This is a genomic window from Desmonostoc muscorum LEGE 12446 (genome assembly GCF_015207005.2).
GTDB lineage: Bacteria > Cyanobacteriota > Cyanobacteriia > Cyanobacteriales > Nostocaceae > Nostoc > Nostoc muscorum.
On the sequence record NZ_JADEXS020000001.1, the window covers coordinates 3897863 to 3924827 of the forward strand.

At 40.8% G+C, this 26965-nt stretch carries 25 protein-coding genes; 14 read left to right on the forward strand and 11 right to left on the reverse strand.

Annotated features, from left to right (window positions below):
- Positions 1–232: 232 nt before the first annotated feature.
- Positions 233–727, forward strand: coding sequence for a DUF427 domain-containing protein (locus IQ276_RS16705; RefSeq protein WP_193916415.1), 495 nt, complete (start codon positions 233–235; stop codon positions 725–727).
- A 72-nt stretch (positions 728–799) separates the two neighbouring features.
- On the opposite strand, the gene IQ276_RS16710 is transcribed toward IQ276_RS16705, so the two are convergent.
- The 3 genes from IQ276_RS16710 to IQ276_RS16720 all read right to left on the reverse strand — a co-directional run bounded on the left by IQ276_RS16710 (position 800) and on the right by IQ276_RS16720 (position 4885).
- The gene (locus IQ276_RS16710; protein WP_193916398.1) at positions 800–1393 is read right to left on the reverse strand and encodes an HPP family protein; all 594 of its coding nucleotides are present in this window, start codon (positions 1391–1393) and stop codon (positions 800–802) included.
- Positions 1394–2122: 729 nt separating this feature from the next.
- Positions 2123–2650: a sterol desaturase family protein gene (locus tag IQ276_RS16715; RefSeq protein ID WP_228043012.1), complete on the reverse strand. Its 528-nt coding sequence runs from the start codon at positions 2648–2650 to the stop codon at positions 2123–2125.
- A 699-nt stretch (positions 2651–3349) separates the two neighbouring features.
- Positions 3350–4885, reverse strand: coding sequence for a glycine betaine ABC transporter substrate-binding protein (locus IQ276_RS16720; protein ID WP_193916395.1), 1536 nt, complete (start codon positions 4883–4885; stop codon positions 3350–3352).
- A gap of 1094 nt (positions 4886–5979) precedes the next feature.
- Here IQ276_RS16720 and IQ276_RS16725 point away from each other — a divergent pair.
- Both IQ276_RS16725 and dapB read left to right on the forward strand, forming a co-directional pair.
- Complete coding sequence (locus tag IQ276_RS16725) at positions 5980–6939, forward strand: fatty acid desaturase family protein (RefSeq protein ID WP_193916392.1); 960 nt, start codon at positions 5980–5982, stop codon at positions 6937–6939.
- Positions 6872–7672, forward strand: coding sequence for a 4-hydroxy-tetrahydrodipicolinate reductase (dapB, locus tag IQ276_RS16730; RefSeq protein WP_193916389.1), 801 nt, complete (start codon positions 6872–6874; stop codon positions 7670–7672). The genes IQ276_RS16725 and dapB overlap by 68 nt, the downstream gene beginning before the upstream one ends.
- A 123-nt stretch (positions 7673–7795) precedes the next feature.
- Here dapB and ilvC read toward each other — a convergent pair whose 3' ends face one another.
- A complete protein-coding gene (gene ilvC / locus IQ276_RS16735; protein ID WP_193916386.1) occupies positions 7796–8791 on the reverse strand; it encodes a ketol-acid reductoisomerase in 996 nt (331 codons plus the stop codon).
- A 453-nt stretch (positions 8792–9244) separates the two neighbouring features.
- Here ilvC and IQ276_RS16740 point away from each other — a divergent pair, with 453 nt between their 5' ends.
- Both IQ276_RS16740 and IQ276_RS16745 read left to right on the forward strand, forming a co-directional pair.
- Positions 9245–10588, forward strand: coding sequence for an NAD(P)/FAD-dependent oxidoreductase (locus IQ276_RS16740; protein WP_193925915.1), 1344 nt, complete (start codon positions 9245–9247; stop codon positions 10586–10588).
- A gap of 132 nt (positions 10589–10720) precedes the next feature.
- Positions 10721–11956, forward strand: a complete 1236-nt coding sequence (locus tag IQ276_RS16745; RefSeq protein ID WP_193919908.1) for an LL-diaminopimelate aminotransferase — start codon at positions 10721–10723, stop codon at positions 11954–11956.
- 124 nt (positions 11957–12080) lie between these two features.
- Here the strand turns inward: IQ276_RS16745 and IQ276_RS16750 are convergent, their stop codons facing one another.
- Positions 12081–12539 carry a DUF4385 domain-containing protein gene (locus IQ276_RS16750; RefSeq protein WP_193919906.1) on the reverse strand — a complete coding sequence of 153 codons (459 nt, stop codon included), beginning with the start codon at positions 12537–12539 and terminating at the stop codon, positions 12081–12083.
- A 75-nt stretch (positions 12540–12614) separates the two neighbouring features.
- On the opposite strand from IQ276_RS16750, the gene IQ276_RS16755 reads away from it, so the two are divergent.
- Together IQ276_RS16755 and IQ276_RS16760 are read left to right on the forward strand one after the other, a co-directional pair.
- On the forward strand, positions 12615–13082 hold the full coding sequence (locus tag IQ276_RS16755; RefSeq protein ID WP_190884172.1) for a VOC family protein: 468 nt from the start codon (positions 12615–12617) through the stop codon (positions 13080–13082).
- A 28-nt stretch (positions 13083–13110) separates the two neighbouring features.
- Positions 13111–13407, forward strand: coding sequence for a hypothetical protein (locus IQ276_RS16760; RefSeq protein WP_193919904.1), 297 nt, complete (start codon positions 13111–13113; stop codon positions 13405–13407).
- A gap of 48 nt (positions 13408–13455) precedes the next feature.
- Here IQ276_RS16760 and IQ276_RS16765 read toward each other — a convergent pair whose 3' ends face one another.
- Together IQ276_RS16765 and IQ276_RS16770 are read right to left on the reverse strand one after the other, a co-directional pair.
- On the reverse strand, positions 13456–14145 hold the full coding sequence (locus IQ276_RS16765) for a Uma2 family endonuclease (protein ID WP_193919902.1): 690 nt from the start codon (positions 14143–14145) through the stop codon (positions 13456–13458).
- Between the two features lie 176 nt (positions 14146–14321).
- Positions 14322–15083 carry a class I SAM-dependent methyltransferase gene (locus IQ276_RS16770; RefSeq protein ID WP_193919900.1) on the reverse strand — a complete coding sequence of 254 codons (762 nt, stop codon included), beginning with the start codon at positions 15081–15083 and terminating at the stop codon, positions 14322–14324.
- A 6-nt stretch (positions 15084–15089) separates the two neighbouring features.
- On the opposite strand from IQ276_RS16770, the gene IQ276_RS16775 reads away from it, so the two are divergent.
- The 3 genes from IQ276_RS16775 to IQ276_RS40715 all read left to right on the forward strand — a co-directional run bounded on the left by IQ276_RS16775 (position 15090) and on the right by IQ276_RS40715 (position 17238).
- Entirely contained in the window at positions 15090–15908 is an 819-nt protein-coding gene (locus IQ276_RS16775; protein ID WP_193919898.1) for a class I SAM-dependent methyltransferase, read from the forward strand.
- Positions 15909–16080: 172 nt separating this feature from the next.
- Complete coding sequence (locus tag IQ276_RS16780; RefSeq protein WP_228043280.1) at positions 16081–16326, forward strand: hypothetical protein; 246 nt, start codon at positions 16081–16083, stop codon at positions 16324–16326.
- 135 nt (positions 16327–16461) lie between these two features.
- Positions 16462–17238: a cation:proton antiporter domain-containing protein gene (locus IQ276_RS40715; protein ID WP_309245638.1), complete on the forward strand. Its 777-nt coding sequence runs from the start codon at positions 16462–16464 to the stop codon at positions 17236–17238.
- Positions 17239–17258: 20 nt separating this feature from the next.
- On the opposite strand, the gene IQ276_RS16790 is transcribed toward IQ276_RS40715, so the two are convergent.
- The 3 genes from IQ276_RS16790 to IQ276_RS16800 all read right to left on the reverse strand — a co-directional run bounded on the left by IQ276_RS16790 (position 17259) and on the right by IQ276_RS16800 (position 19663).
- The gene (locus IQ276_RS16790) at positions 17259–18827 is read right to left on the reverse strand and encodes a metallophosphoesterase family protein (protein ID WP_193919896.1); all 1569 of its coding nucleotides are present in this window, start codon (positions 18825–18827) and stop codon (positions 17259–17261) included.
- Between the two features lie 187 nt (positions 18828–19014).
- Positions 19015–19440, reverse strand: a complete 426-nt coding sequence (locus tag IQ276_RS16795; RefSeq protein WP_235115726.1) for a type II toxin-antitoxin system VapC family toxin — start codon at positions 19438–19440, stop codon at positions 19015–19017.
- A gap of 7 nt (positions 19441–19447) precedes the next feature.
- On the reverse strand, positions 19448–19663 hold the full coding sequence (locus IQ276_RS16800; protein ID WP_193918527.1) for a hypothetical protein: 216 nt from the start codon (positions 19661–19663) through the stop codon (positions 19448–19450).
- Between the two features lie 355 nt (positions 19664–20018).
- Between IQ276_RS16800 and hflX the strand changes: the two genes are divergently transcribed.
- From hflX to gshB, 4 genes are all read left to right on the forward strand, one after another.
- On the forward strand, positions 20019–21764 hold the full coding sequence (gene hflX, locus IQ276_RS16805) for a GTPase HflX (protein WP_193918539.1): 1746 nt from the start codon (positions 20019–20021) through the stop codon (positions 21762–21764).
- 136 nt (positions 21765–21900) lie between these two features.
- Positions 21901–22743, forward strand: a complete 843-nt coding sequence (locus IQ276_RS16810) for a hypothetical protein (protein ID WP_235115727.1) — start codon at positions 21901–21903, stop codon at positions 22741–22743.
- A 422-nt stretch (positions 22744–23165) separates the two neighbouring features.
- Positions 23166–23438 (forward strand): glutaredoxin 3, encoded by a 273-nt coding sequence (grxC, locus tag IQ276_RS16815; protein ID WP_193918525.1) that lies wholly within the window; start codon positions 23166–23168, stop codon positions 23436–23438.
- A gap of 586 nt (positions 23439–24024) precedes the next feature.
- Positions 24025–25002 (forward strand): glutathione synthase, encoded by a 978-nt coding sequence (gene gshB / locus IQ276_RS16820; RefSeq protein WP_193918523.1) that lies wholly within the window; start codon positions 24025–24027, stop codon positions 25000–25002.
- A 378-nt stretch (positions 25003–25380) separates the two neighbouring features.
- Here the strand turns inward: gshB and ftsZ are convergent, their stop codons facing one another.
- Positions 25381–26679 carry a cell division protein FtsZ gene (gene ftsZ, locus IQ276_RS16825; RefSeq protein WP_073639806.1) on the reverse strand — a complete coding sequence of 433 codons (1299 nt, stop codon included), beginning with the start codon at positions 26677–26679 and terminating at the stop codon, positions 25381–25383.
- Positions 26680–26965 lie beyond the last annotated feature (286 nt).

Below are 26965 nucleotides of genomic sequence, written 5' to 3' on the forward strand. Positions count from 1 at the left end.
AGTCGAACGCTCAAATCAGGGATTTTACATTGTCAATATTACAACTAAGGGACTTCCAGAAAATAAATTATCCCAAATTATTTGTACATTTTTCGGGTAGCACAGCTGTGCTACCCTACTATGGAATATTTTTTTCGTTGGAAGTCCCTAAGTAGAAAAATAGTTTTCTGATTTGAGATCAAACTCAAAAGCCTATCATCATTCTGATTAAAAATACTACAAGACATTTATGATGAAACCAAATCCTATTCCCCCACAACCCGGTCAAGAATCAGTCTGGGATTATCCGCGTCCGGCTGTTTTAGAAGATACTAATAAACATCTGCGGGTAATTTGTAATGGTATTGTTTTGGCAGAAACCAACAAAGGTAAAAGAGTTTTAGAAACAAGTCATCCTCCTAGCTATTACTTTCCCGCTGAAGACATTAAACTAGAACATCTCATCGAAACGCCGAAAAAAGGTTTGTGTGAATGGAAAGGTCTATATGAATATTATGATGTCAAAGTTGGTGATAAGTATTTAAAATATGCTGCTTGGCGATATTTTGACCCCACTCCTGATTTTGTTTACATTGAAAATTTCTATGGTTTTATTGCCAATTTAATGGATGCTTGCTATGTCAATGATGAGCTAGTAACACCTCAACCTGGTGATTTTTACGGAGGATGGATTACTGCTGATATTGTCGGGCCATTTAAAGGTAGTCCTGGAACAATGTGGTGGTAATCCCAATACCAAAAATGTTTTAGTTTTAATCAAAAATCTCAATTCATATTGCAAATGGAGCAACGCCAAAAATTAGAACCAATACTTGGGATATGTTCTTTCCTGTGCCAGATTATTGAATACCACAGCACAGAGTACCAAAATTATCGAACCTTCTAGGGCAGGAGTTAAAAGAAATTGCCAGGATGCTTTCGTCATCATCACAACTAATGCAACTGCTCCCGAAGGAGGGTGTAAAGTTGCAGTAAGTTGCATCATACCAATGGCAGTAGCTACTGCCATTCCCATTGCCCAAGGTTCTGAACCGAAAAAATGCAGAATAGTCAGGCTTACTAATGCCGCCACAAGATTACCACCAATTACATTCCGGGGTTGGGCTAAAGGACTGTCAGGTATACCAAAGATTAATACGCTAGTAGCGCCAAAGGGAGCCATCAGCAAAGGAGAATTAGTTTTTACAGAAAGGTAAGCCGTTGCTGCTATTCCAATAAAACTACCGCACCAACTCCAAAAGATGTGTCTGTGGTGGGGTCTATCTAAACAAAATGAACGCCTAGTTCCACGTATTTTAAAGCAATAGTTTTTCAATTTCTGCTGAACATTTTGATAATTCAACCTGGCTAGATAGGTTGAATAAATCCGCCCTTTGGGTAAATAATCTTTCATAATTCTCCAGAGTAATTACAAACAACAGTCCTCAACACCAGAAGATTTCCTGTATTTACTGCCTTAGCTAAAAAAATACCGAAATTATGTCAAGAAACGGAATTTTAAATTAGATTTATCAACTAAGATCCCCGTTTGATGAACAAAATGTTTCAACCATAAATCAATACGGTTCAGTTAAGGAAATTTATCGGTTGAGGTAGGCAGGGGGAGCAGGGGATGCAGGGGGAGAAAAAAAGGCTTATCTGAACCGTATTGAACCATAAATCAGCATTTTTATCAGTAAAAAATTCAAATTCATTGATTTAAAAAGTTTGGTTTCTAGAATATGTCATAATTTCATGACATATAAGTTCCACAATATCCTTTGAACCTGACCAAGGAAATACAAAACTTATATAAATAACTAATAATTCTTATAAGATTTCTTTATGCAGTATTGAAAGTGGCTCATCAAATCCTTAGCGTAACTTTCAGGAACCGATTACTGTCATTCGTACTGTAGTCCAAGATCCCTGGACGACAGAAACCGCTGAAGGTTCGTTTATCTATGTCCTAGAAGGAATAATTCGTGAATCTATTTTAAAGGTGATTGACGACATTCAAGATGAAATAGAGTAGCATTTTGGCTGGGAAAATTTACGATGATTGCAGCAGCGATCGCCTTTACTGATTTAATTTTAGTAGGAGCGATCGCTGCTTTTTACGAGTGAGTTTTGTAACTCAATCTCAATTACTAGACGACTTGATCGTGCGATCTTCAAAATAAGATACAGGGAACATAATTCCTCGTTTCTTTGTAGGAGGATTCAGCGTCTTGAATACCCTGTCCCAGAATCCTTGAATTCCATAGTTTCCCTTGAAACAAGTGTGGTCAAAATCGTGAAAATCTGATGGAACGAAGAATATGGATAAAGAACTATGACCTTCTAGGTTGTAAACATTGCCTACAATAGTCCAGGCACATAGTTGGGTAATATCATATCCAAATATAAAAATAGGCAAAAGGTCTGTAATAGTAACAATAATATATTCAGTCAAACTTTTATGTCCAGCAACAAAACTTGATGAATCGGCAAACTCATGATGTTTCAGATGTATTTTCAGCAATAATTTTCTGTGGAGTAGCCAATGGGAAACGTAAAAACAGAAATCAGCAGTAATTATTCTCATCAAGAACCATCCAAAGTTTAGTAGCAAGCTATTTCCTCTACTGACCTCTGGCGCTAGATAGAGGATAATTAAAGCTGCTATCAAACTTCTGATTTCCCCAATAATGATACTTTTCGTAGTAAAAGAAGGAAATGATTGTTTTTTGACTTTTTTAACCCTGGCAGTAAATTTTTCTTTCCAAGCATCATTTTTTTTAATTACTTTTTCGATGAAAAGACCAATGTTATAAAATGATACAGAACCAACAAACCAGTATAAAAGTACCTGAGTTATAAAGTTGAGTTTGATATTGTGCAGCAGCCAATAGAATATTTGCTGAACAATTGTGCAACTAATAGTGATTTTTAAATAAAATTAAACCTCAAAACAAAAATCAAAAAATTTTTTCATCCCTGCGTCATTGTCGTAGTTATTTGATCCGATTCAATCTTTTTATGGAATCAGATTTTTTGTGCAAGCATAAATTAACATGAATTCGACGAATTTTTGTGGCTACAAACCTTATAAATAAAGGATTATTGAAGCCAAGGCTGAAAGAAAATCTTCAGCATTACTTGAGAATAAAGTCAACAATTGACCTATTCAGGAGTTACTGATTTTATTCTCAATAAGCTCAAGCATCTTTGGTCACAGCTATTTTCTAAACAATATGCTGATCAAAGGTTTTAGGCTTTAAAGCTCATTGAAATCATATTAAATTCAAGTATACATCATTTTTTACTGCTCCATTTGTTTGATAATGAAGATTTACAATCTTGAACCGGACATGACTTATGTTCCCATTTAATTGATCAGTTTCTTAGACTTCAGCCACTCATGCACAACTTCTTCAACCGGACGAGATTGATTATCAACTTGATAATTCATTTGTTGCATTTCTTCAGTGGAAATTAACCCAACTAATTGATTAATAGCTTCTCGTAACTCTGGATATTTTTCCAGAATTGCTTGATTGAATACTGGGACAGCTTCATAAGGTGGGAAGTATTTTTTGTCATCTTCTAAAATGACTAAATTTAAAACAGGAATTAAGCCATCTGTAGAATTAGCTGCTATCAAATCTACTTTCTTTTCTTTTAAGGCTTGATACATCAACCCTAATTCCATTTGCAGGGGAGGTTTGGTAAATTTAAAGCCATAAGTTTTAGCTAACCCTGGATAACCATCTTGCCGTTCCAGAAATTCATAACCAAATCCTGCTTGCATTTTAGGTGTATATTTAGCAGCTTCAGAAAGGGTTTTAATCTGCCACCGTTTAGCATCTTCACCCCGGATAATCATCGCAAAGGTGTTGTTAAATCCCAAAGATGGCATGACTTCTAATTGATATTTTTGGCTGTAGTCTTGTTTAATTTTTTCATATACAAGTTGAGAGTTACTAATAGGTTTCTGTTTTAAAATAGATGTAAAACTCGTTCCAGTATATTCTACATATCCAGCAATTTGCCCTGCTTTGACAGCTTCATGACAGATAAAAGTTCCGCCTAAATTTAAGCGCTTATCAACCCTTAATTTAGTATGAGATTCAATTTGTTGAGCCAGTAATTCTCCTAAAATAAATTGTTCCGTGAAATTTTTAGAGCCAATAATAATTGTTGGTGGTGTTAGCCAATAAGTAAAGCCAATTAATGCCGCGATTAATAACGTTAATATACTCAAATAAACAACAGTTCTACGATTAATTGTTATATTTTTTTCTCTTTGCTGTGTCAGATTTTTTTCTAACCATCCCAAGCTAAAATCTGCACCTAACGCAATCAAAGCGGCAGGTATCGCTCCAGCTAAAATTAGCTGATTATTCAGGGTGGAAATCCCCCTAAAAATAAACACCCCCAAACCACCGCCGCCAATTGCTGCGGCAATGGTAGCAATTCCCACAGAAATAACTGTTGCTACCCTAACTCCTGCCAAAATCACGCCTAAAGCTAGAGGAATTTCTACTTGAAATAGTAATTGGCTGTCTGTCATTCCCATCCCTCTTCCCGACTCTCGAATTGCCGGCTCAACACTATTAATGCCGATATAAGTGTTGCGAATTATTGGGAGCAAAGCATAAAGAATCAAGGTGACAATAGCCGGAATTTTGCCAATTCCTCCAATGAATGGCACCGAAATTAGAAAGCCAAAAATAGCTAAACTGGGAGTAGTTTGAATAGCGTTAGTGATACCGATAATAGGTTGGGCGAGTTTCGGTTGGCGAGTGATGAAAATGCCTAGAGGAATGCCAATGGAAACCGCCACCACCATTGCAATTACAACTAATACTAAATGTTCTCCGGTGCGGAGGATAATTTCTAAGAAATATCGGTTGAAAAACAAGGTTATCTCCAAATACGATTCAGTTATTTTAAGTAGGTATATTTATTATCTTTACTTATAAAAAATAAATTTATCAAGGAGGTTTATAAAAAATGTATTATATCAAAATAATACGCTTTTTTAGAAAGAATCAGATTTGCAGATATCCATCACAGAGCTATACCTTCTCTACGAGACGCTCTTGCTAGCTTGCTTCCCGTTCGCCCTTGGCGTCCCTTAGGGAAGGATACCCTAACGGAAAAGTTTTTGGTCTACTGAACATTTAGAATTATTTTATCGCTACCTACTTAGTGAGAGAATTTTTGTGACTCCGGGATTTTTATTGATTACAAATCTTAAAATAACACAGCGAATGGTACAATCTGGATTGGATTAATGAGAACTTTCTTTACCTTTTAATTGCAGTGTGGAAAAAGACATGAAATTACGAAAGTCAAATTAAGTAAGTAGGCGAGAATAAACCAAAGTAAATTAAGTAATGTAAAAAATCTTGAGATTATTTTGTAGTGAGCGGCTCCAGCCATGAAATGAGGACTTTAGTCCTCTCTACGAGACGCTACGCGAACACTACAAAACTTTAATTATTGACGCTGCTCTACTTAGTACAATTTACCTAACTAAAAATCCTAAATTCAGAAGGCACTGACTAGACGCAGGAAAACCAACATTTTCTATGCGATCGCATTTTCTATGGATGTAAAGAAACATTATTCAATCAATTAGTTTAATGAAAACTAAAAATACCTTACTCTTCAAGATTATCATTTCTGTAACCCTGAAAATTGAGTTTCCTGAAAGCCTTATCTGATTTTGGTCTTGGTGAATTCTACTCTTATTCAAGCTCGTCAATATTTAGATGTGTTTCCACTGAAGATAAAGTGCTTTTTGTCAATCAATTAAAATACCCAAAATATTCTCAATAAAAATGATAATCGTAGATGGGAAGACAGGGAAGGCTGCCAATAGCTATAACTTAAGTTTTTTGGGATGCTCCCATTTTGTGTATAATATTTTCTCAGCTAATGAAAAATCTGGATTTTTCATCCAGTAGTAGTGGGTTGAAAAAGTTTTAATAGTTTAGATAGGTGCTATAAATGGAAAAAATCAGCGGTACTGCTGAGATTTTTCACAAGTTTGAAAACTTTGGTATTGACTTAAAAAGCATATCTAAAGTTGACCATGTACACTCTTTTGCAAAGCTATTAACTTATTTTGCTTTGGTAGTTTTTCTGAGTGTTGGAATTATTTTTATTCAGGATTGGAAATTAATTCTGATACTCCAATTACTCTTGGGAATTACGTTTGCTCATGGCTTAGAATTGCAACATGAGTGTCTTCATCACAATTTTTTCAACTCAAAGATATTAAACTGCTTTTTCGGTTTTTTGTTTGGTGTTCCAATGCTTGTTTCATATACTCATTACAGAGTTCAGCATCTACACCATCATAAATATTTAGGCACAGAAAAGAATGCTGAGATATTTGACTATGATGAGTCTTCACTAGAAAGCTTCAATAAATTCTTCGTGAGAGCTTGGAACTTTGCAAGAATACCTACTTTTTTCCCGACATTATTTAACTTAATCAAAGGTAAATACCCAGAAGTTTTTTCTACTAACAAGGCTAAAAAAGATGTTTTAATTGAATATTTTGTGCTAGTCACAATTTTTCTAACACTCTTTTCTATTACCGTGTTTAACGTGTCCTTAATACCTCTCAAAATCTGGTTTATACCGTGGTTAGTTTTTGGCGAATTTTTTCATTTTCTGATAGAGTTACCGGAACATATATATTGCAATAAGACGACAACAGATGTTTTCTTAAATACTCGTTCAGTTGAAACTCATCCAATCATTAGTTACATTACAAATGGCAATAACTATCATGTTGAACATCATCTCTATCCTAGTGTAGCGGTACACAATCTTAAGAAAGTTCATCATCCCATTGTTGTTATCTTGGTTGAAATAGCAAGGAGCGTTCTTCATGGCGATAAATTTTTGTTTAGCTGGTGCAACGGGATGGGTGGGACAATCCTTGGTAAAAGCGATTGACGCTCTCGAAGACCTGAATCTCGTGGGAGCCGTTTCAAGAACCCATGCAGATAAGAAATTAAGTGAAGTGCTGACGGATACCTCATTAGATTTGACCATCAGCAGTTCCGTCAAAGAAGCTTTGAGAAATCAGTGTAATGTTTTAGTTGATTACACCAAACCGGATGTAGTGAAAAGTAACGTTCTAGAAGCCATCCAGAACGGAGTGCATGTAGTCATTGGTACTTCAGGACTTACAGATGAAGACTTCGTGCAAATACATGAACAAGCCATGAAGCATCAGGTAGGAGTTTTAGCATCTGGCAATTTTGCCATCACGGCGGTACTTCTGCAACGCTTTGCTGAGATAGCAGCTAAGTACACGTCTTACTGGGAGATTTTGGATTATGCTAGCGAAAAGAAAGTGGATGTTCCGAGTGGAACAGCAAGGGAATTGGCTTCGCGGCTAGGACAGGTTAAACAGCCAATTCCATACCATTCCCTAGATAAAATTCATGGACCAAAAGAAAGTAGGGGTGCTACACTCAACGGGACGCAAGTTCACTCGTTACGTTTGCCTGGTTACACTCTGTCAGTGGAAGCCATATTTGGTCTTGCGGACGAAAAGCTGATAATTCGGCATGAAGCTGGAAGTAGTGCCGAACCATATGTCAAAGGAACTTTGTTAGCAATTCGCAAAGTGAGTTCCTTTGTAGGACTAAAAAGGGGTCTTGATAGCATCTTGGAATTATAAGTTTTTGGTAAAGGGTAAGGGAAAATGTTATCCTTTTCACCTTTCCCCCTTAACCTTTTCCCGACTTTTAAAAGAAGTCTAAGCCATTGTGTGTTTAGACTAGTGAAGGTACAACTTCAGTGCTTAAGCTTTTTTCAACCAGCTAAACATAGCGCGTAAATCTTTACCAACTTCCTCAATTTTGTGTTCAGATTCTTTGCGACGCATGGCGGTAAATCCTGGTTTACCAGATTGGTTTTCTAGAACAAATTCCCGTGCAAATTGCCCAGATTGAATTTCGCTGAGAATCTTCTGCATTTCAGCTTTGGTTTCTTCGGTGACAATCCGCGGGCCACGAGTATAATCGCCATATTCAGCTGTGTTAGAAATGCTGTCGCGCATTTTAGCTAAACCACCTTCCACAACTAAGTCAACAATTAGCTTGACTTCATGCAGACATTCAAAATAAGCCAATTCTGGTTGATAACCAGCTTCTACTAAAGTTTCAAATCCGGCTTTGATTAAAGCACTCAAACCACCGCATAATACCGCTTGTTCGCCAAATAAATCGGTTTCAGTTTCTTCGCGGAAAGTAGTTTCGAGAACACCGGCGCGAGTACCACCGATACCTTTAGCATAAGACATGGCGCGATCGCGTGCCTGACCACTAGCATCTTGATACACTGCAAACAGCGCTGGTACACCTTCCCCACTTTCATAAGTGCGCCGTACTAAATGCCCCGGCCCTTTTGGTGCCACCATTACTACATCTACATTCGCCGGTGGTACAACTTGTCCAAAGTGAATATTGAAACCGTGGGCAAAGGCTAACACATTCCCTTCTTCTAAATTCGGTTCAATCTCGTTTTTGTAAATCGTTTTTTGAACTTCATCAGGTAACAAAATCATGATGAAGTCAGCAGCATTGGCAGCATCGGCGACATTTTTCACAGTTAACCCAGCTGCTTCAGCTTTTGCCACTGACTTACTACCCGGATATAGTCCCACAATCACATTCAAACCACTATCTTTTAAATTGAGAGCGTGGGCATGACCTTGGGAACCATAGCCGATGATAGCAATAGTTTTTCCAGCCAAAAGGTCTAAATTGGCATCTTCGTCATAATACATCCGGGCCATAGAAGCATCTCCTGTCAGCAAGCATCATTAATTGGCAGGCTTCTGATTGTACCTCAAATTGAGTAGCTAAAAACTGGGGATTGGGGATTGGGGATTGGGGATTGAGGATTGGGGACTGGGGACTGGGGACTGGGGACTGGGGACTGGGGACTGGGTATTCAGAAAACTTTTCTCTAGTCCCTAGTCCGTAGTCCCTTAACTTTAAAACTTGCATAAATATCTGATCAATCACCGATAAATCTACACAATAAATATTTTCAGTATTTTTATAAGATGAAAGTTACTTTATTAACAAAATATTTCCTTCCCATTCCCCATTCCCCACTCCCCACTCCCCATTCCCTACTCCCCACCATTTTAAATGTAAAAAACAATACAAAATTTATGATGACAAATTTGAAACAAATTTGTTAAGAATAGTTACAGCACTCGTTATCCAGAGAAATATTTCTTATGGTAAACTCACTTGACAATAACCCAATCCATCAAGTTGTTATTGTTGGCGGTGGTTTTGGTGGACTTTATACCGCAAAAACACTCGCCAAGGCAGCAGTAAACGTTACTCTGATCGATAAACGCAACTTTCATCTATTTCAACCCCTGCTGTACCAAGTCGCTACAGGTGCTTTATCTCCGGCTGATATTTCGTCACCTTTGCGTTCTGTACTCAGTAAAAGCAAGAATACAAAAGTGTTGTTGGGAGAGGTGAATAATATCGATGCAGAAGCACAAAAAGTAATTGTGGGCGACGAAGCAATAGCTTACGATACATTGATCGTTGCCACAGGTGCCAAGCATTCCTATTTTGGCAAAGACAACTGGGAAGAATTCGCCCCTGGTTTGAAAACCGTAGAAGATGCCATAGAAATGCGTCGCCGGATTTTTACAGCATTTGAAGCAGCAGAAAAAGAAACCGATCCAGAAAAACGCCGTGCCTGGTTAACTTTTGTGATTGTTGGTGGTGGTCCTACTGGCGTAGAATTAGCGGGAGCGATCGCAGAACTCGCAAACCAAACCCTTAAAGAAGATTTTCGCAACATCGACACCTCAGAAGCCCAGATTTTGCTCTTAGAAGGACTCGATCGCATTCTGCCACCTTTTGCACCAGAGTTATCACAAGAAGCCGAAGCATCTCTAACGCGGTTGGGGGTGGTTGTCCAAACAAAAACATTAGTAACCAATATTGAAAATGATATTGTTACCCTCAAACAAGGGGATGAAGTAAAAGAAATTGCCTCAAAGACAGTATTATGGGCAGCAGGTGTGAAAGCTTCGGCTATGGGAAAAGTGCTAGCAGAACGCACAGGTGCCGAATGCGATCGCGCTGGACGCGTTATGGTTGAATCTGACTTGAGTATTAAAGGATATCCGAATATTTTTGTAATTGGCGACTTGGCGAATTTTTCCCATCAAAATGGTAAACCGCTACCCGGTGTTGCACCTGTAGCCAAGCAACAAGGAGAATATGTTGGAGAACTAATTCAACAGCGACTAGCAGGTAAAACTTTGCCAGCCTTTGCTTATATCGATCAGGGTAGTTTAGCGATGATTGGGCAAAATTCGGCTGTGGTAGATTTGGGTTTTATCAAGCTGAAAGGATTCTTTGCATGGGTGTTTTGGTTATTAATTCACATTTATTTCTTAATAGAATTTGACAACAAATTAGTAGTCATAATTCAATGGGCATGGAACTATTTCACCCGTAATCGTGGAGCCAGATTAATTACAGGTCAAGAATCAGTTACGGAGTTAGGAATTTACACATCAGAAACTAATAAACAGCCAGTAAATGTCTAAATTGGGCATTGGGAGTTAGGAGTTAGGAGTTAGGAGTTAGGAGTTAAGAGTTATTCTCCCCATATCCCCACTCCCCACTCCCCACCCCAGAATAGCAGTAAGCTGTTTTAGGGCGTTTTTTCATAATTGACTATGGCAAGTATTAACGACAACTACCTGAAGCTGAAAGCGGGTTACCTGTTTCCAGAAATTGCTCGGCGGGTGAATGCCTTTGCAGAAGCGAACAGTAATGCTAAAATCATCAGACTGGGCATTGGCGATGTTACTGAACCTCTGCCGGAAGCTTGCCGGACAGCGATGATTAAAGCTGTCGAAGAAATGGGCGATCGCAATACCTTCAAAGGCTACGGCCCAGAGCAAGGCTACGCTTGGTTGCGGGAGAAAATTGCTACTCAAGATTTCCAAGCACGGGGAGCCGAAATCGATGCCTCAGAAATTTTTATCTCCGATGGTTCCAAATGTGACACGGGCAATATTCTGGAAATCTTTGGTCATGACAACACTATAGCCGTTACTGACCCTGTATATCCCGTATATGTAGATACAAATGTCATGGCGGGAAATACAGGAGATGCTAACGATAAAGGCGAGTTTGAAGGCTTAGTTTATCTACCGATTTCGGCTGATAACAACTTCACCGCCGAGATTCCCTCCAAGAAAGTCGATTTAATTTATCTCTGCTTTCCCAATAACCCCACTGGCGCAACTGCTACCAAGGAATATTTAAAGGCATGGGTGGACTATGCTAAGGCTAATAACTCGATTATTTTCTTTGATGCAGCCTACGAAGCTTACATTACCGATGCATCGATTCCCCATTCAATTTATGAAATTGAAGGTGCAAGAGAAGTTGCGATCGAATTTCGGTCTTTCTCGAAGAATGCAGGTTTTACAGGAACCCGCTGTGCGTTAACTGTGGTGCCCAAGACACTCACAGCAAAAGCCGCCGATGGTTCCGACGTGGAACTGTGGAAACTGTGGAATCGTCGTCAGTCTACTAAATTTAATGGCGTTTCCTACATCGTTCAACGGGGAGCCGAGGCAGTTTATTCTGAAGAAGGACAAGCACAAATCAAAGGATTGGTTAGTTTCTATTTAGAAAACGCCAAAATTATCCGCGAGAAACTTACAGCCGCCGGATTATCAGTTTATGGTGGGGTGAATGCACCTTACGTTTGGGTGAAAACGCCTAATAATTTATCCAGTTGGGAATTTTTTGATAAATTGCTGCAAACCGTCAACGTTGTGGGAACACCTGGTTCTGGGTTTGGTGCTGCGGGTGAAGGTTACTTTAGGATTTCGGCGTTTAATAGTCGGGAAAATGTGGAGGAAGCCATGAAGCGGATTACTGAGAAGTTTAAAGTGTAAAGCGATCGCTTTTATAGCATTTCTCGCTTTCCTAATGTACAAGGTAGGGTAGCACAGCTGTGCTACACTACAAATTTTTGTACTTCATGTAATTGTTAACTGCTATATTCAGCTTCCGCAACAGCTAATCTACTTCATACCTCTGTTTATGTCTAGCCAAAAGCTGGAGATACTTTTCATTTGTTTTTGCTTGCATCCATTTGATTTTAAATATAGCCGCTGATTCAGCTTTTATGGGATCTACTTCATAAGGTAAAATCTCTTTTGGCGAATCTTTTTTATATTTTCTGCCGCTTTTATGATTCGCATAACGACGGGAGCGAGTATAACCCATTTGGATAAACTTTCGCGCCATATCTGCTCCGACAAAATCATCTTGTTCTAGATAAGCCAGAAACATTTCGTAGATTTTTTCGCTCGACTCTGTAGCAATTTCAGGAGTTTTGAACCTCCAGTAAGGAAGAATTTCCGATTTGTATGGTTCTACCAAAAGTACACCTTGCTCACCCTTACCAACGCGATAGAGTTCAGGGTGTTGTCGAAAATTGATATTTTGAAAGTCTAAAGAATAATCAAAAGGCATGATAGATTTTTATTAAAATAGTAAACTTTAAGAAAAAAGTTTAACTTCTATCTTTGTAGAGAAATTTTGTTTACTATGCTATCTAGCACCGAATCTGTGAATAGTGTCCTTGCTCCAGGGAATTTGCGTAAAGTGCATCACATTGCACTCAACGTCAAAGATATGCAAGCTTCCCGACATTTTTATGGGACTATCCTGGGTTTGCATGAACTTACAGGCGACGAAGTACCCGCAACCTTGGTGGAACTTGTCGCATCTGGAAAAGTAGCCAATTTCGTCACCCCAGATGGTACAATCCTAGATTTATTTGGGGAACCAGAATTATCACCACCAGATCCGAATCCAGAAAAGACTTTCACTAGAGCATACCATTTGGCTTTTGATATCGAGCCGCAGTTATTCGATCGCGCCGTGGCAGTAATCAGAGAAAATAAAATAGCGATCGCTCATGGCCCAGTCACTCGTCCTACTGGTAGAGGTGTGTATTTCTACGATCCAGATGGCTTTATGATTGAAATTCGTTGCGATCCAGAAGCTAGTTAACTTAGGGGTAATAACAAAAGTATCTACTATGACCGCGAAACTCACGGAAATATTTAAAGTAATTGAAGAGACAATCACCAAACCGCCAATTCCACACGAACCATACAAGCAATCATTGAAAGCTTGGGCAATGTATTGTTTGCGAGACAAAGGTTTTATAGTCGTTTATGCTCAAAATGCCGACTTTGCCATTGAAAGAAAACGTGAAGAAAAGCTATATTTTAAAGTTTCAAATAGCCCCGATGATTTAGATAATTCTCTTAACTGGATAGTTTGGAATAGTGCAACCAAAAGCGCCAGTTTCATTCCCCAAAAAATAGACTGATGGGAAAATATTCATCAAATATTTTCCTGATTATTTAACTATTCTGACTCATGAATTCTGACTAGACAACTCCTGCACGAATATTTGATGTTCTGGCGAATTTAAGCCGGACTGCAACACAGCCAATACTTGCTGCATATTCCCAGCAAGTAAATTGAATCTTGATAACCACAAACCAGGAAATACTTGACTTTTAATAATTCCATCTGCATCCAATTCTAAAGATACATATTCTCCTTGTTGTAGACTAAACCAATCTAATTTGTTTTCAAAGATTTGCCAAATAATATATTCTTTTACCCCATTGCGACAATAAACTTTTTTCTTGTCATGTAAATCAATAGCAGCGCTGCTAGCTGCTATTTCTACTACAAGTTCTGGCGCACCTTCTATATAATCATCATCGCTGAAACGAGATTGTCCTTTAGCTGTAGGTGTGATTAATAGCACCCCATCTGGCTGCGGTTCATTATCTGAATCTAAGCGGACTGTTGGCTCAATTCCCAATCTCACACCAGGGGTTGATGCTTCATAAACTCCCAACCAAGTGATTGTATGACTATGTGGTTCAGCATGACTTTCAAAACGTAATGGGGATGCCAAGTAAACAACTCCTTCAATTAATTCTGCCTTTTGATGACGGGACATTGCTTGATAGCGTCGCTCAAATTCGTAGCGAGTGAGGCGATCGCCATTTTCTAAAAAAGGAATTCGCTGCTTGATCGCTAAGTTTACCATGATTATCGGCTCTGGCAAGGGATATTATTTTATTATGACTTGGTGCATATCTTCTTGTGATATAGCAATCCTAAATGAGTCCTGAAAATCTCCGATTCCTCTCTCTGCGTCCTCTGCGCCTCTGCGGTTAAATTATTTTTACAAATGATTTGGGACTACTATATGCTGCCCAAACTTCATCTTGTCAAAAAATTGCGAGAATCAGGTTTCTCAAACACCATCAAATGCTGTTGAGGTAACAAATTTTTAGTTTCACGCCAAACTAAACCAACAGCTTGCATTTCTTTACGGACTTGCTTTTGAGTCATTTTATGCAAACCTTTGATCATAATAAAAGGATTCTCACCCCGATACTCAACTAGCACCACCTTACCACCAGGTTTCAGTGCTTTGACAATTTTTTGCATCACTTCTTGGGGATACTCCAATTCATGATAAGCATCTACCATCAACGCCAAATCTATACTTTCAGATGGTAGATTGGGGTCAGAAAGAGTTGCTAAAACAGGTTCAATATTGGTGATATTTTTCTCTTTTTTGAATAAATCAATGATTTCCAACATTTCTGGTTGAACATCTACAGCTAACACCTTACCTGCTGTTAATAATGGTGCGATGCGAAAGCTTAAGTATCCTGTACCAGCGCCAATATCCGCCACCACATCATTAGGTTTCAAGTTGAGAAGGCTGACTATCTTACTTGGCTGTTCCTCTCCCTCTCGGCTGGGACGTTCTAACCAGCCAGCGCCAGTGTATCCCATAACTTTGGCAATTTCGCGCCCCATGTAATATTTGCCGATGCCATCTGGACTATGGATTATCCGTTGTTCGTAAACAGTGCTGGATGAAGTTATGGCTTGTGCTGTCAGAGTTGGGTTCAACAGTGAGCAACTCAATATCACAACAAAAGTTACTATAAAGTTGAGAAAATTTAACATTTGGTTATGACTGATCTAGATAATTATAAGCAGCAACTAAAAGAATTCTATGGTAGTAGAACGACTTATGACCATGAAGAAGGTACTCGTCATCCTCTAGAAGCCAAAATTTTACTTGAATTTGTTCCACTACATTCGGGACAGAAAATCCTTGATGTAGCGACTGGAACAGGTTTAGTTGCGATCGCCGCAGCTGAAAAAGTTGCTTCAGAGGGCTATGTGATTGGGATTGACATGACCCCTGGAATGTTGCATCAAGCAAGACTTAAAATTGCAGCAGCAAAATTACAAAATATCGAGTTGATTGAGGCGGATGCAGAACATTTCAACTTTAGTGAGAGTAGTTTTGATGTTGTCTTTTGCTGTGAGGCAATTGTACTTTTTCCTGATATCCTTGCTACTTTGCAAAAGTGGTACGGCTACTTGAAAACAGGAGGGTATGTGGCATTTACCTGTCCTCCCGAAACTGCTTTGATGGCATCTCTTCAGCAGAGGATTTGCGCTAGAGTTTTGGGCGTATCGCTACCACACATCCTTGAACCACTTGGAACTCCAGAAAAATGTCAAAATTTGCTTAATCAGGCAGGTTTTAGAGATATCGAAATTAAGATTGAGCCATCAGGACGTTATAGCCAGCTTAGGGATAGCAGATTATCTGAGACAGTAATTAAGATAAATTTTAAAGATAATCCACTGTTGTCAAAATTATCACCAGAACAATTAAATCAGTTGCAAGTTGAGTACAAAGCAGAAATTGAGAAACTAGCAACCGATCGAGGTATTTGGATAGACACTACAAAGTTCTTTGTTCGCGCTCGAAAATAACTTGATCAGCTTTGTTCCTGAACTGACAGCTTGGGGCGATCGCGCATGATAATCTTGCGGTTAATAATGACAACCACAGTTTAATCTCCTAGACCGATGTGCAAGTAAACATTTTCAGGATTTACTTGAACAGCCTCTTGAAAAATTTGTAATCCAACCTGTGGACAGTTCTATGCAAAACCTGTCCCTAATGTTAGTGCCTGTACTCGCTGCACAGAAAGTAGCAGGTGACGGTTTAATTAAACCTCTCGGTCATCATGAGCTGCTGTTGGTGCTGGTGCAACTGTCACTATTGCTTCTCGTAGCGCGGGGATTAGGTGAATTCATGCGTCGGATCAACCTACCCCCTGTTGTTGGCAGGGCTGTTTCATTCCATTTCAAACAGGATTTGTCAAGATGGTTAGCAAGAAAATTGTAAGTAAGCGTGACGAAGAGATGAACATTTAAGCACTGAAATATCAGTAAAATAGTTGGTTTCATCGGCACGCCAGTAACAAAATAACTAATTTTTAATCGCTGGAACCCTTGATTTTTAAAGCTCTTTGGGGAATGAATCAGCCCTGCTGTTGTTGGGGAATTACTGGCGGGTGTGCTGCTTGGTCCTTCTCTATTTGGTTTGCTGCTTCCAGATTTACAGGCACATATCTTTCCCAAAAGTCAAGAACAATCTAATTTACTTTCAGTGATTTCTTGGTTAGGCGTGTTATTTTTGCTGATTGTAACTGGGTTGGAGACGGATCTAAAACTGATTCTTCGTAAGGGTAAAACGGCTCTACTCATTTCACTGGGCGGAATTATTGTCCCGTTTATCACAGGATTTGGACTTGGCTGGCTATTACCAGATAGTTTTTTAGCCGACCCAGAAAAGCGATTGGTATTCAGCCTGTTTATCGCCACAGCAATGAGCATTTCAGCAGTACCAGTGATTGCTAAGGTGCTGATGGATTTGAAGGTGGCAAGTACGATCGCTGCTCAAACAGGAGCATTAGTTATGATCGTTAACGTGATTAATTTGCCACAGGTTGAGTATATTCTTTACGAACAGCGATCGCTAGCTCCAGTCAAGGAAATTGCTCACGATTTGCTCGAACAGCAAGCAGCAATTGGCCGCAATCTCGGTGCTGATGTTAAAACCTATGTTCTTCAAGGAACTAGCCCAGAAAGGGAAATCCTCAACTTTGCCCAAACCAAAGAAGTTGACTTAATTATTTTAGGAAGTAATATCCGAATGATTACGGGTCGCGTTTTCTTCGGTCACAGAGTAGACGCAATTCTGAGTAAAGCACATTACCCAGTGGCAGTGATTACTGCGCCGCAGTCGTTATGGTAGCAACAAGTACCCTTGGCTATTTAAATCACAAATGGTTCAAGTTCAGTGTTATACCATTCTTCCTCAAAACGTTCAGTAACCAGTGGTCTCACAATAAACTTCGGTGGACGACCGTCTAAAACATCAATCCGCACGCATGAATAAGGCAGTCGTTTCTGCAAATTGTCGTTATGGCGACCCACAAAAAGCATTGAATCAGCAACTTTACGAGAGGATTTACCTGTAATTTCCGTAAAAGTCTCCATCAATTCAGTCCCCTCTCGTCGTTGATAGCGGGGACGATGACCACTACCACCAGAAATAATACAGTTAATGTGAGAATCAGCAAATCCGGTATCACTTGTGCGGAGATATTCCAAACAGTGAGCGTGACCGTTTAAAATCAAATCCACTATGGGACGCTCTTTAATTAAAGAACCAAGAGTTTCAGCTACTTGTTCAAACACCCAGCGCAAGCGGTGGCGAACCGCCAAAGTTTGTGCTTGATGCCATTTAGTAGCCTCTGTAACATAGGGTGGATGGTGGAAAAAGATTACACGTCCCCGTACTTCGGAAGTATTCCAAGATTCGATGAGTCTATTTCGTAACCATTCAAGTTGTTCAAAATCGATCGCAGGCATTTTCTGAGATGCTAACTGTTTTTCAATATCGATTTTGATTTCATTAATTTGGTCTAATTTGGCACTGAGTTCATCAAGTTTTTCCGCTTCAGCCGGTTTATCTGGGTTGAGTCCATCGCATATTTTCAAAATTTGCAATTCTTCTCGGTCTATTTCATGGCGACGCTTTTGCAATTCCCGACGATAAATTTCCCCCTCCTGAGTTGCAGGTAAAGGTGATGGTGTATTAAAGGTATTAGAATCCAGTGCGAAAAAGTCAATCCCGCCGTAACGAAAAGTGTAATACCGATTAGGTAAGCGCGTGAACTGTCCAGGTTCATAACGCAAACAGCGTCCTGTGTCAGTTTTAGCAGTATAGTGCCGATCTAAATGACGTTCTAACTCTTGGGAAGATATCGCCGCCGTATAATCCATAAACGCCCGTGCGTAGGCATTACCTTGATACGAACCGTGCCAGCCAATCTCAGTATCTTTGTAGCCCAACAGCCGACGTAATGACGATGTTGTGCCAGTAAATAAACGGTACATCAACGGTACATCGTAGTAATCATGATTACCAAGCACTGGCAGGAACGGCAAATTAAACACCATATGGTCATAGGAAATGTTTCTTGGATTATTACCACCTACAAGAAACTCTCGGTAAGGCTCAATAAAGTTTGTTGAGTAATACTCCTGAGAACCCACCACATAGATTACATCTCCCGTGTGCAACACAAAACTGCAATCCTCGCGGTGAGGAAGCATCAGTTCGGCAACTTTTCGTTGGGGGTGGTGTGGAGAATGGGATTTAGTACCAGAATCACCGATAACCATAAAGGAAAATTCTGGACTATCATTTTTGCGATCGTCAATAACCAAGCTAGTTTGGTCAATTCCCCGTTGCACAAAACTCGGATGCATCCACCGCACCCGTTCCTTCATCTTTTGAATTTTCACAGGAATCGGTGGATCGAAAATCAAATTCATGGCTGATAACTCTTGAATGCCTAACGCACAAGCCGATTGTAACGAAATAATAAGGACTGGGTACTGGGTACTGGGGACTAGGGACTAGGGACTGGGAAATATTAGGGAGTGGGGAATAGGGAATGGGTAATGGGTAAACTTTCAATACCCAGTCCCCAATCCCCAATCCCCAATCCCCAATCCCCAATCACGGCAAATTTTCTCGCAATAATGCTCGAAACCCTGCTTGTTGAAAATGCTCGTCAGCAGTTAAGGCTTCAGTGATTCCGCTATATTCCATCACAATAAAAGATACGCAATCGACAAATCCCCATTCTTTCTCAGTTCGATCGCAATAAAGCTGAAAAGCACGTTCGTAGAGTTCCTGGGAAAGTGGGACAATTTCTACTTTGAAGTCTGCTACCAAAGAATTCAATAATACGATCGCCGCCTGACGATAAGGTTGTTGGGATAAGGCATTGCCAATTTCCAACATCACTGCTTGTGTTGTCACTAAACGAGTTTCTGCCGCTTGTAACATTTTAGCCAGATGTAAAGCTCGGTGATGCAAGCGATCGCTTGGTGCAGATAAGGCAATGGCAAATGATGTATCAAGAAAGACTTCAGAATGCATGAAAAGTTTATTTAGGGTACAAATATTTATCTATATTGGCAGACCAGTCAGGCGACCCATCGAGGTTGAGCGATCGCGCCGTTTGCAAAAATGATACTGTTTCATGTTCACCAGGCGGTAAAATTTCAACACTGATTCGCACACGGGTATTAATTGGCAGTGCGATCGGTTCAGACGGATAGAACACTTTGCCATTAAACACAGCTGTGATTTTTTGTACCATTTTCCTCAAAAAATTCTTTTAGTCCATCCTAAGCTGATTGTGGGAATACGGGTAGGTTAAACGACGCAATTACTACTCAAGAGTGCTGACTTCCAAAACCGCCCTCAAAACAGGTAAATAAAAGTTGCAAATTTAATACCAATTTTAGAAATGATTGCCACAGATGAATTGCCACAAACGATTACCACTAAATCTTTGGCAATCCAAAATCCAAAATTTAAAATCCAAAATAGTAAGACTCTACAGACACTAATTCAGATCGCATCCCTCAGAGGAGAGAGCTTGCAGCCTAAACCCTGTTGTAAAATAGACATAAGAAGGATTCGGGGGGCCACTTAAGTGGTCATAAACGCCTATAGAGACTATTTTTGGAAATCTCCAAGGTCTAAAGACCAGCCAGCTGAAGCAACTACAGCGGCTTTATCACCAGCGCATACCAGGCGATCGCATCACCACGCCTGAGTTTTCCCAGCGTCTGGCAGCAATTAGCACAGAACTCAATCAGCCTGTGTGTGCCTATCTCAACCGTCGCGGACAAGTGATTCGTGTGGGGGTAGGCACACCGCGTCAAACGCAAATTCCACCTTTGGAATTGCCTCGTTACGGTGCGGAACGACTCAGTGGTATTCGTTGTATCGCCACTCATTTAAAGCCAGAACCGCCAAATGAAGCGGCACTCACGGCTATGGCACTACAACGTTTGGATGCTTTAGTTGTGCTAAATATAACTGGAATAGGATTTACACGGCGGGGAGGCGGCGCTACTGGGTACGTCAAAGAAGCTTATTTGGCTCATCTGACGCCTCAGGACTCCCGCGCCTTGATTACTACTCCTGCTGGCTTGAAGGTAGATGAAAAGCAAGTCCAATCTCCCAGTTGGAATATATCAGCACCTCTAGGCTTGGACGATCTGGCACAACAGGATTTTCTCGACTTGGTAGAAAATCTGGAAGCCGAATTCCAGCGGGAATTTATCGCCCAGGAAGTAGATGCTGACCACGATCGCGTGTTAATTGTGGGGTTAATGACTGAGGAAATCACCCCTCTACAATTCCAAGACACCCTAGTGGAATTGGCACGTTTAGTTGATACCGCTGGGGGAGATGTATTGCAGACAATACAACAAAAGCGATCGCGCATTCATCCCCAAACAGTAGTCGGCGAAGGTAAGGTGCAAGAAATCGCCCTCACAGCCCAAACACTAGGAGTCAATCTTGTCGTCTTTGACCGCGACCTCTCACCCTCCCAAGTCCGCAACCTAGAAGCGCAAATTGGTGTCCGCGTAGTTGACCGCACCGAAGTAATTTTGGATATCTTCGCCCAACGCGCTCAATCCCGTGCTGGTAAATTGCAAGTAGAACTAGCACAATTAGAATATATGCAGCCGCGACTCTCTGGTAGAGGTCGCACCATGTCCCGATTGGGTGGTGGTATTGGTACTCGTGGTCCTGGTGAAACTAAACTGGAAACTGAACGACGTGCCATTGGGCAACGTATTTCCCGACTGCAAAAAGAAGTCAACCAGTTACAAGCACATCGTTCGCGCCTACGACAGCGACGACAGCATCGAGAAGTTCCCTCAGTAGCTTTGGTTGGGTATACCAACGCTGGTAAATCTACGTTGTTGAATGCTCTGACTAACGCAGAAGTTTATACAGCTGACCAGCTATTTGCCACCCTTGATCCTACTACCCGCCGCTTAGTAATTCCTCATGGCGAAGCTGATGAACCTCAAGAAATTCTGATCACAGATACAGTAGGGTTCATACACGAACTGCCTCCATCCTTAATGGATGCCTTCCGCGCCACCTTAGAGGAAGTCACAGAAGCCGATGCCCTGGTGCATTTAGTAGATTTGTCTCACCCCGCTTGGTTGCGTCATATTCGTTCAGTCCGGGAAATCCTCGCGCAAATGCCAGTCACTCCTGGCCCGGCGCTAGTTGTTTTTAACAAGATAGATCAAGCCAATAGTGACACACTTGCTTTGGCTAGAGAAGAATTTCCCCTAGCGGTGTTCATTTCTGCGAGTCAGCGGTTAGGATTAGAAACCTTACGTCAACGCCTTGGCCAGTTGATTGAATATGCCGTTGACTGTGGGTAAATACTGAAATATCATTAATTTTTAATCTTCACTTTACCCAGTATTATTACTGGGTTTTTTATTATATGAAGCCAAAAATAAAGTCTTTTTGAACATAAGGCTTGTATTCTAGACAACTTGTAATTCAATATCTACAGTGGAAAAAGGCTTTTCACTCGGTGCATCTGATTTGACATGGATAGCAAGCAGCAAATTCCCGTTATTAGCAACTGAGTCTTACCATTTTGTTTTCCAAACATTGATTAACATGAAACATCTATTTTCCAGCGCAGCAATACCTTCCTTTTTGGCTGCTACTGCCGTTGTGATATCGTCCTCTACTTTTTCCTCAGCTCACGCCGCTTCGATGAATTTCACTATCAATAACTTCACCGGCGCGGATACACAGGTAAAGTTTACCTTGGATGATTTAGAAGGCTCTGGCAAGGTTCAATTTAAAGTAGATTATTTATCCACTGGCAGCAACACAATTGCTGATATCCGGGGTATTTTCTTCAACATTAAAGATGACTTACTCCTTAATGGCCTCAAAATAGAAAACCTAGCAGCTACAGATATAACAGCCAATAAATTTGGCCCTGCTGGTTCAATTAGCTCCATTGGTAGTGGTAGTAACAATCTCAACGGTGGTGGTGGCTCCTTTGATATTGGGGTAGAAATTGGTCAAGAAGGTATCGGTCAAGGAAAAGGCGACATTCAATCTACCATCTTTACCCTATCCCACGCTTCCCAAGCTTTAACCTTGGCTCAATTTTCTGAGCAAAACTTTGGAGTGCGGTTAATGAGCGTCGGTTCTGGAAACAATCGTAACGGAAGTAGCAAACTCAAAGGACAAGCCCCTTACTACACTCCCCCACCACCTCCACCTGTAAAAGTGCCTGAACCTGCTACAGTAGCTGCCCTTGGGCTATTTGCTCTCGGTGGGCTGAAAGTAGCAAAGAAAAAGGCTCAAGTCCCAACTGCAATGACAGTTTCTTAGAAGCTGTATTGGGATACACCTGATGTATCCCCTAAGAGAATACACGGCTAGTTCATATGTTCTCTGTTAGCATCAGGTGTCTCTTTCTTAATCCAATCAAATTTGCTTAGTGACCAGGTATTCAAACACGCTTTTAGTGATTCATAGCATTTCTCATTTTTATGAGGTACAAGGTAGGGTAGCACAGCTGTGCTACCCTACAAATTTCTGTACCTCATATAATTGGGAACCGCTATATTGATAAGTTTGCTATAGAGATTATTTTAGCCAAAAGTCTAGATTTAATATTCTCTTAACTAACCTTTATTTTTGCAAACAAATACAGTTAGACGCATTTGATAATCAAGTCAAAACTCTATATGGCAGCTATAGCCAGTAGCAAAGTCTAAAATTAAGAAGTATGAAATCATTTTGAGGACTTTATGGCTGCAAAAGTAGAAATTTACACTTGGAGGACTTGCCCATTTTGCATTCGTGCCAAAAGCTTACTAAAAAGTAAAGGGGTTGAATTTATCGAATACAGCATTGACGGAGATGAGGCAGCCAGAAATAAAATGGCTCAAAGAGCGAATGGACGCCGTTCTTTACCGCAAATTTTCATCAATGATGAGCATATTGGTGGTTGTGATGATATCCACACTCTAGACAATCAAGGTAAGCTGGATGAACTACTAGCTTCTAGCAATAGCGTTTAGATTCAAAAGGTATTGCAAACTCTGGCGACAAGCCGCTGAACCACACGGCAGTCGCTACAACTCAAAGAAAAGCAACGCACTGCACAAACGGTGTCTATCAAAATATTAGCTTCCAAGTTATCCTGAGCAATATGGCTATATGTCAATTGGTGAGAACATCAGGAGTTGACACTCACCGCCCTAAAAGTGCGGTGATTCTTGGGCTGATCGCTGCCTCCACTAAGCAAGCTTAATTTTGGTCTTACAGGATCATGTCTAGTCCGACTACACCTTTTACAGCAAGCACTCTTATGCACTACTCCCCAAGCGTAACTTTCCGTATGCCCTACGGTAGTTTATTCAGTTCTTCTTTTCTCCCACCTATGCCATATTTGTTAGAGGGCAGTGAGGTCTTGGGGCAACCCTGAAAGGATTGGTGACATTAGCCTTTATACAGCGTATGAGTTCGTGTGCCACGACTACATCTTCGTTCCCGCTTACGAGCAATTGTATCAAAAAGCCGCTCCTTTAGGAGCGGGGTTTTAGACCCAAATTTTTGATAATGATTGAATAACCATTTAATTTTCTGGTGATTGAGGTAGACAGGGTGAAACTGGCTTTTATCATTGATCCCATCCATCAGCTTGACCCGTGTCATGATACCAGCGTTGCCCTGATGGAAGCAGCGCAAATTCTGGGACACGAAGTTTGGGTGACTCAGGCAAATCTGCTGAGTGTGGTGGAAGGCAAAGCTTGGGCTGTTCTACAGCAAGCCGAACTTGTACCAGTGCAGTTGGTTGAAGGACGCTGGGTAGCCGCGAATCCTTGGTATAAATTGAGCGAACGTTCTTTAACTTCCCTGGAAACAATGGACGCCGTATTTATGCGGACAGATCCACCAGTCAATGATTCCTACCTGTATGCTACTTATATCCTGGATTACATTGACCAAAAGAAAACTCTGGTGATTAACAGTCCTAGTGGTATCCGAGGGGCAAATGAAAAAATGTACGCCCTCCAATTTACCAAAGCGATTCCAGAAACAATTGTTAGCGCTGATAAGCAGTTTATCCGGCAATTTGTGGAAGCAAAGGGGACTGCGGTTCTCAAACCATTGGGTAACAAAGCTGGGGAAGGGATTTTGATTTTGCAATCTGGCGATCGCAATTTCAACTCGATTATCGAACTCAGTACCCTCCAAGGTAAAGTACCAGTAATGGTGCAGACCTATTTACCCCAAGCAAAAGAAGGAGATAAGCGAATTATCCTCCTCAATGGCCAACCGATTGGTGCGCTTAATCGCCTCTCTAGCGGAACTGATTTTCGCAATAACATGGCAACTGGTGGTACAGTCGCTCAAACCGAAATTACTCCTAGAGAGCATGAAATCTGTACCCAAATAGCCGAACGTTTACGCCAAGACGGCTTAATTTTTGTAGGTATTGACGTTATTGGTGGCTACCTGACTGAAGTTAACGTCACCAGTCCAACTGGAATTCGTGAGATTGACCGGCTAGATGGTACTCGCTTGGGTCATCAGGTTATTCAATGGATTGAACAGACTCTGAATAAAAATAGGGAGTAGGGAGTGGGGAGTAGGGAGTGGCGAAAGAACGTGTTTTTTTCATCCATACGGATGGGGGTTGCCGTCAGTGAGTTGCTTTTAGATAGCTACACGAATGTTACAGTCTAAAGTTCAACTAAATATATTTACTAATAGTCGAGCAAGTGTTCCTGTTTTTTTGTGACCAAAGCACAGCCAAACATGGGAATCAGCAGACTCAAGGCCAAGTTAATTCTGTAAATAGCCTTCAGAAGTTTCCTTACTTATTAGCAAAATTGGGGATGGCAACGGATTGCTTACCCCTGCTCTTGGTAAAATCCTGGAAATAGCAGATTTTATACAGCACTCAGCCTGATCTGATACTGGTAAGTTCATCTAAAATCTCAAATCCAAAATTTCTTAATTCCGTGGTGTACGTCGGTTTTTTAGAAAATCAGGTATATCCAGTCCCAGTTTTTCTTTTGGTTCTGGAATTGGAGTTGGAGTTGGGGTTGGAGGATTAACTGTGGGTTGCTGTGTTGCTGGTCGCTTGGGAGTATTAGGTGCTACCCGAACATTAGCCACGCTTTGTTGTGGTGCTGTTTGTACTTCACCTGTAAACCCGGTAGCAATTACAGTAATTCTTACTTCACCTTGGAGCCTGTCATCAATTACAGCACCAAAAATAATGTTAGCGTTGGGATCAACCACTTCATAGATTGCTTCTGCGGCAGCATTCACTTCATGCAAAGTCAGGTCAGTACCACCAGTAATATTAAAGACAACCCCTCTAGCGCCTTCAATGGAACATTCTAGTAAAGGCGAAGAAATAGCTGCGATCGCCGCTTCTCTGGCTCTAGATTTCCCAGAGCTAACGCCAATTCCCATCAATGCCGATCCTGCATCTGCCATCACAGCTCGGACATCGGCAAAGTCAACGTTTACCAAACCTGGGATCGTAATGATATCAGAAATTCCTTGCACCCCTTGACGTAGCACATCATCTGCATAGCGAAAAGCTTCTTGCACAGGGGTTTGTTCGGGGATCACTTCCAGCAGTTTGTTATTGGGAATAATAATCAGTGTATCTACTCTACTTTTTAATCCTTCAATACCTTGTTCTGCTTGGCTGGTACGGCGGCGTCCCTCAAAAACAAATGGACGTGTAACCACGCCAACGGTCAGAGCGCCCATTTCTTTGGCGACTTCTGCCACAATCGGAGCAGCACCAGTTCCAGTACCGCCCCCCATACCAGCTGTGATAAATACTAGGTCTGCACCCTCTAAAGCCGTGGCAATTTCGTCTCGTGATTCTTCAGCCGCCTTTTGACCAATGGCAGGATTACCACCTGCTCCCAAACCCCGCGTTAGCTTCTGTCCAATTTGCAATCGACTGGGAGCGCCAGCTAAAGTCAGAGCCTGGGCATCAGTGTTAATTGACCAAAACTCTACACCAGAGACATCAGACTCAATCATGCGGTTAACAGCATTGCCACCACCGCCACCAACACCAATCACTTTAATGTTGGCAACCCGACCAGGAACAATCTCACCAATTCGGCTATTTTCTGGAGAAATCTTTTTATTATCGTGATTTTGTCCGAAGTTCAGACCAGAGTTATTAAAGGGATTGGTCGAGTTAACTGCCAGAGAGAACCCCGGCTGTCCTGTAGATTGGGAATCTTTATAGGTAAGTCCTTGGTTATTATCAAGTGTCATTGGATTTGTCAGAGGTAGATAAACGACTTTTTGGGGTGTTATTCAACTAGGAGTCAACTATAGTTTGACACTGCCATAATATTGTGGCAGTGTTTTTTATTGTTTTCACTACTGCCAAGCCTAACAGAATTGGTAGTGCGAAAATTTACTCTGGGATAAGGTTTTAACCCAGGCGCTCGCACAGCTAATTCTACAGAAGTATAATTCCATCTTACGTAGTCAAATATAGCCAGACTACTACATATATGTTTGAACAACAATAATTTCTGCATAATTACGTTGAATA

What these genes read in the sequence shown, in the direction of transcription:
- IQ276_RS16705 (WP_193916415.1), top strand. Translation starts at nt 233, where the DNA reads ATGAAACCAAATCCTATTCCCCCACAACCCGGTCAAGAATCAGTCTGG.
- IQ276_RS16710 (WP_193916398.1), bottom strand. Translation starts at nt 1,393, where the DNA reads ATGAAAGATTATTTACCCAAAGGGCGGATTTATTCAACCTATCTAGCC.
- IQ276_RS16725 (WP_193916392.1), top strand. Translation starts at nt 5,980, where the DNA reads ATGGAAAAAATCAGCGGTACTGCTGAGATTTTTCACAAGTTTGAAAAC.
- dapB (WP_193916389.1), top strand. Translation starts at nt 6,872, where the DNA reads ATGGCGATAAATTTTTGTTTAGCTGGTGCAACGGGATGGGTGGGACAA.
- ilvC (WP_193916386.1), bottom strand. Translation starts at nt 8,791, where the DNA reads ATGGCCCGGATGTATTATGACGAAGATGCCAATTTAGACCTTTTGGCT.
- IQ276_RS16740 (WP_193925915.1), top strand. Translation starts at nt 9,245, where the DNA reads ATGGTAAACTCACTTGACAATAACCCAATCCATCAAGTTGTTATTGTT.
- IQ276_RS16745 (WP_193919908.1), top strand. Translation starts at nt 10,721, where the DNA reads ATGGCAAGTATTAACGACAACTACCTGAAGCTGAAAGCGGGTTACCTG.
- IQ276_RS16750 (WP_193919906.1), bottom strand. Translation starts at nt 12,539, where the DNA reads ATGCCTTTTGATTATTCTTTAGACTTTCAAAATATCAATTTTCGACAA.
- IQ276_RS16755 (WP_190884172.1), top strand. Translation starts at nt 12,615, where the DNA reads ATGCTATCTAGCACCGAATCTGTGAATAGTGTCCTTGCTCCAGGGAAT.
- IQ276_RS16760 (WP_193919904.1), top strand. Translation starts at nt 13,111, where the DNA reads ATGACCGCGAAACTCACGGAAATATTTAAAGTAATTGAAGAGACAATC.
- IQ276_RS16765 (WP_193919902.1), bottom strand. Translation starts at nt 14,145, where the DNA reads ATGGTAAACTTAGCGATCAAGCAGCGAATTCCTTTTTTAGAAAATGGC.
- IQ276_RS16770 (WP_193919900.1), bottom strand. Translation starts at nt 15,083, where the DNA reads ATGTTAAATTTTCTCAACTTTATAGTAACTTTTGTTGTGATATTGAGT.
- IQ276_RS16775 (WP_193919898.1), top strand. Translation starts at nt 15,090, where the DNA reads ATGACTGATCTAGATAATTATAAGCAGCAACTAAAAGAATTCTATGGT.
- IQ276_RS16780 (WP_228043280.1), top strand. Translation starts at nt 16,081, where the DNA reads ATGCAAAACCTGTCCCTAATGTTAGTGCCTGTACTCGCTGCACAGAAA.
- IQ276_RS16790 (WP_193919896.1), bottom strand. Translation starts at nt 18,827, where the DNA reads ATGAATTTGATTTTCGATCCACCGATTCCTGTGAAAATTCAAAAGATG.
- IQ276_RS16795 (WP_235115726.1), bottom strand. Translation starts at nt 19,440, where the DNA reads ATGCATTCTGAAGTCTTTCTTGATACATCATTTGCCATTGCCTTATCT.
- IQ276_RS16800 (WP_193918527.1), bottom strand. Translation starts at nt 19,663, where the DNA reads ATGGTACAAAAAATCACAGCTGTGTTTAATGGCAAAGTGTTCTATCCG.
- grxC (WP_193918525.1), top strand. Translation starts at nt 23,166, where the DNA reads ATGGCTGCAAAAGTAGAAATTTACACTTGGAGGACTTGCCCATTTTGC.
- ftsZ (WP_073639806.1), bottom strand. Translation starts at nt 26,679, where the DNA reads ATGACACTTGATAATAACCAAGGACTTACCTATAAAGATTCCCAATCT.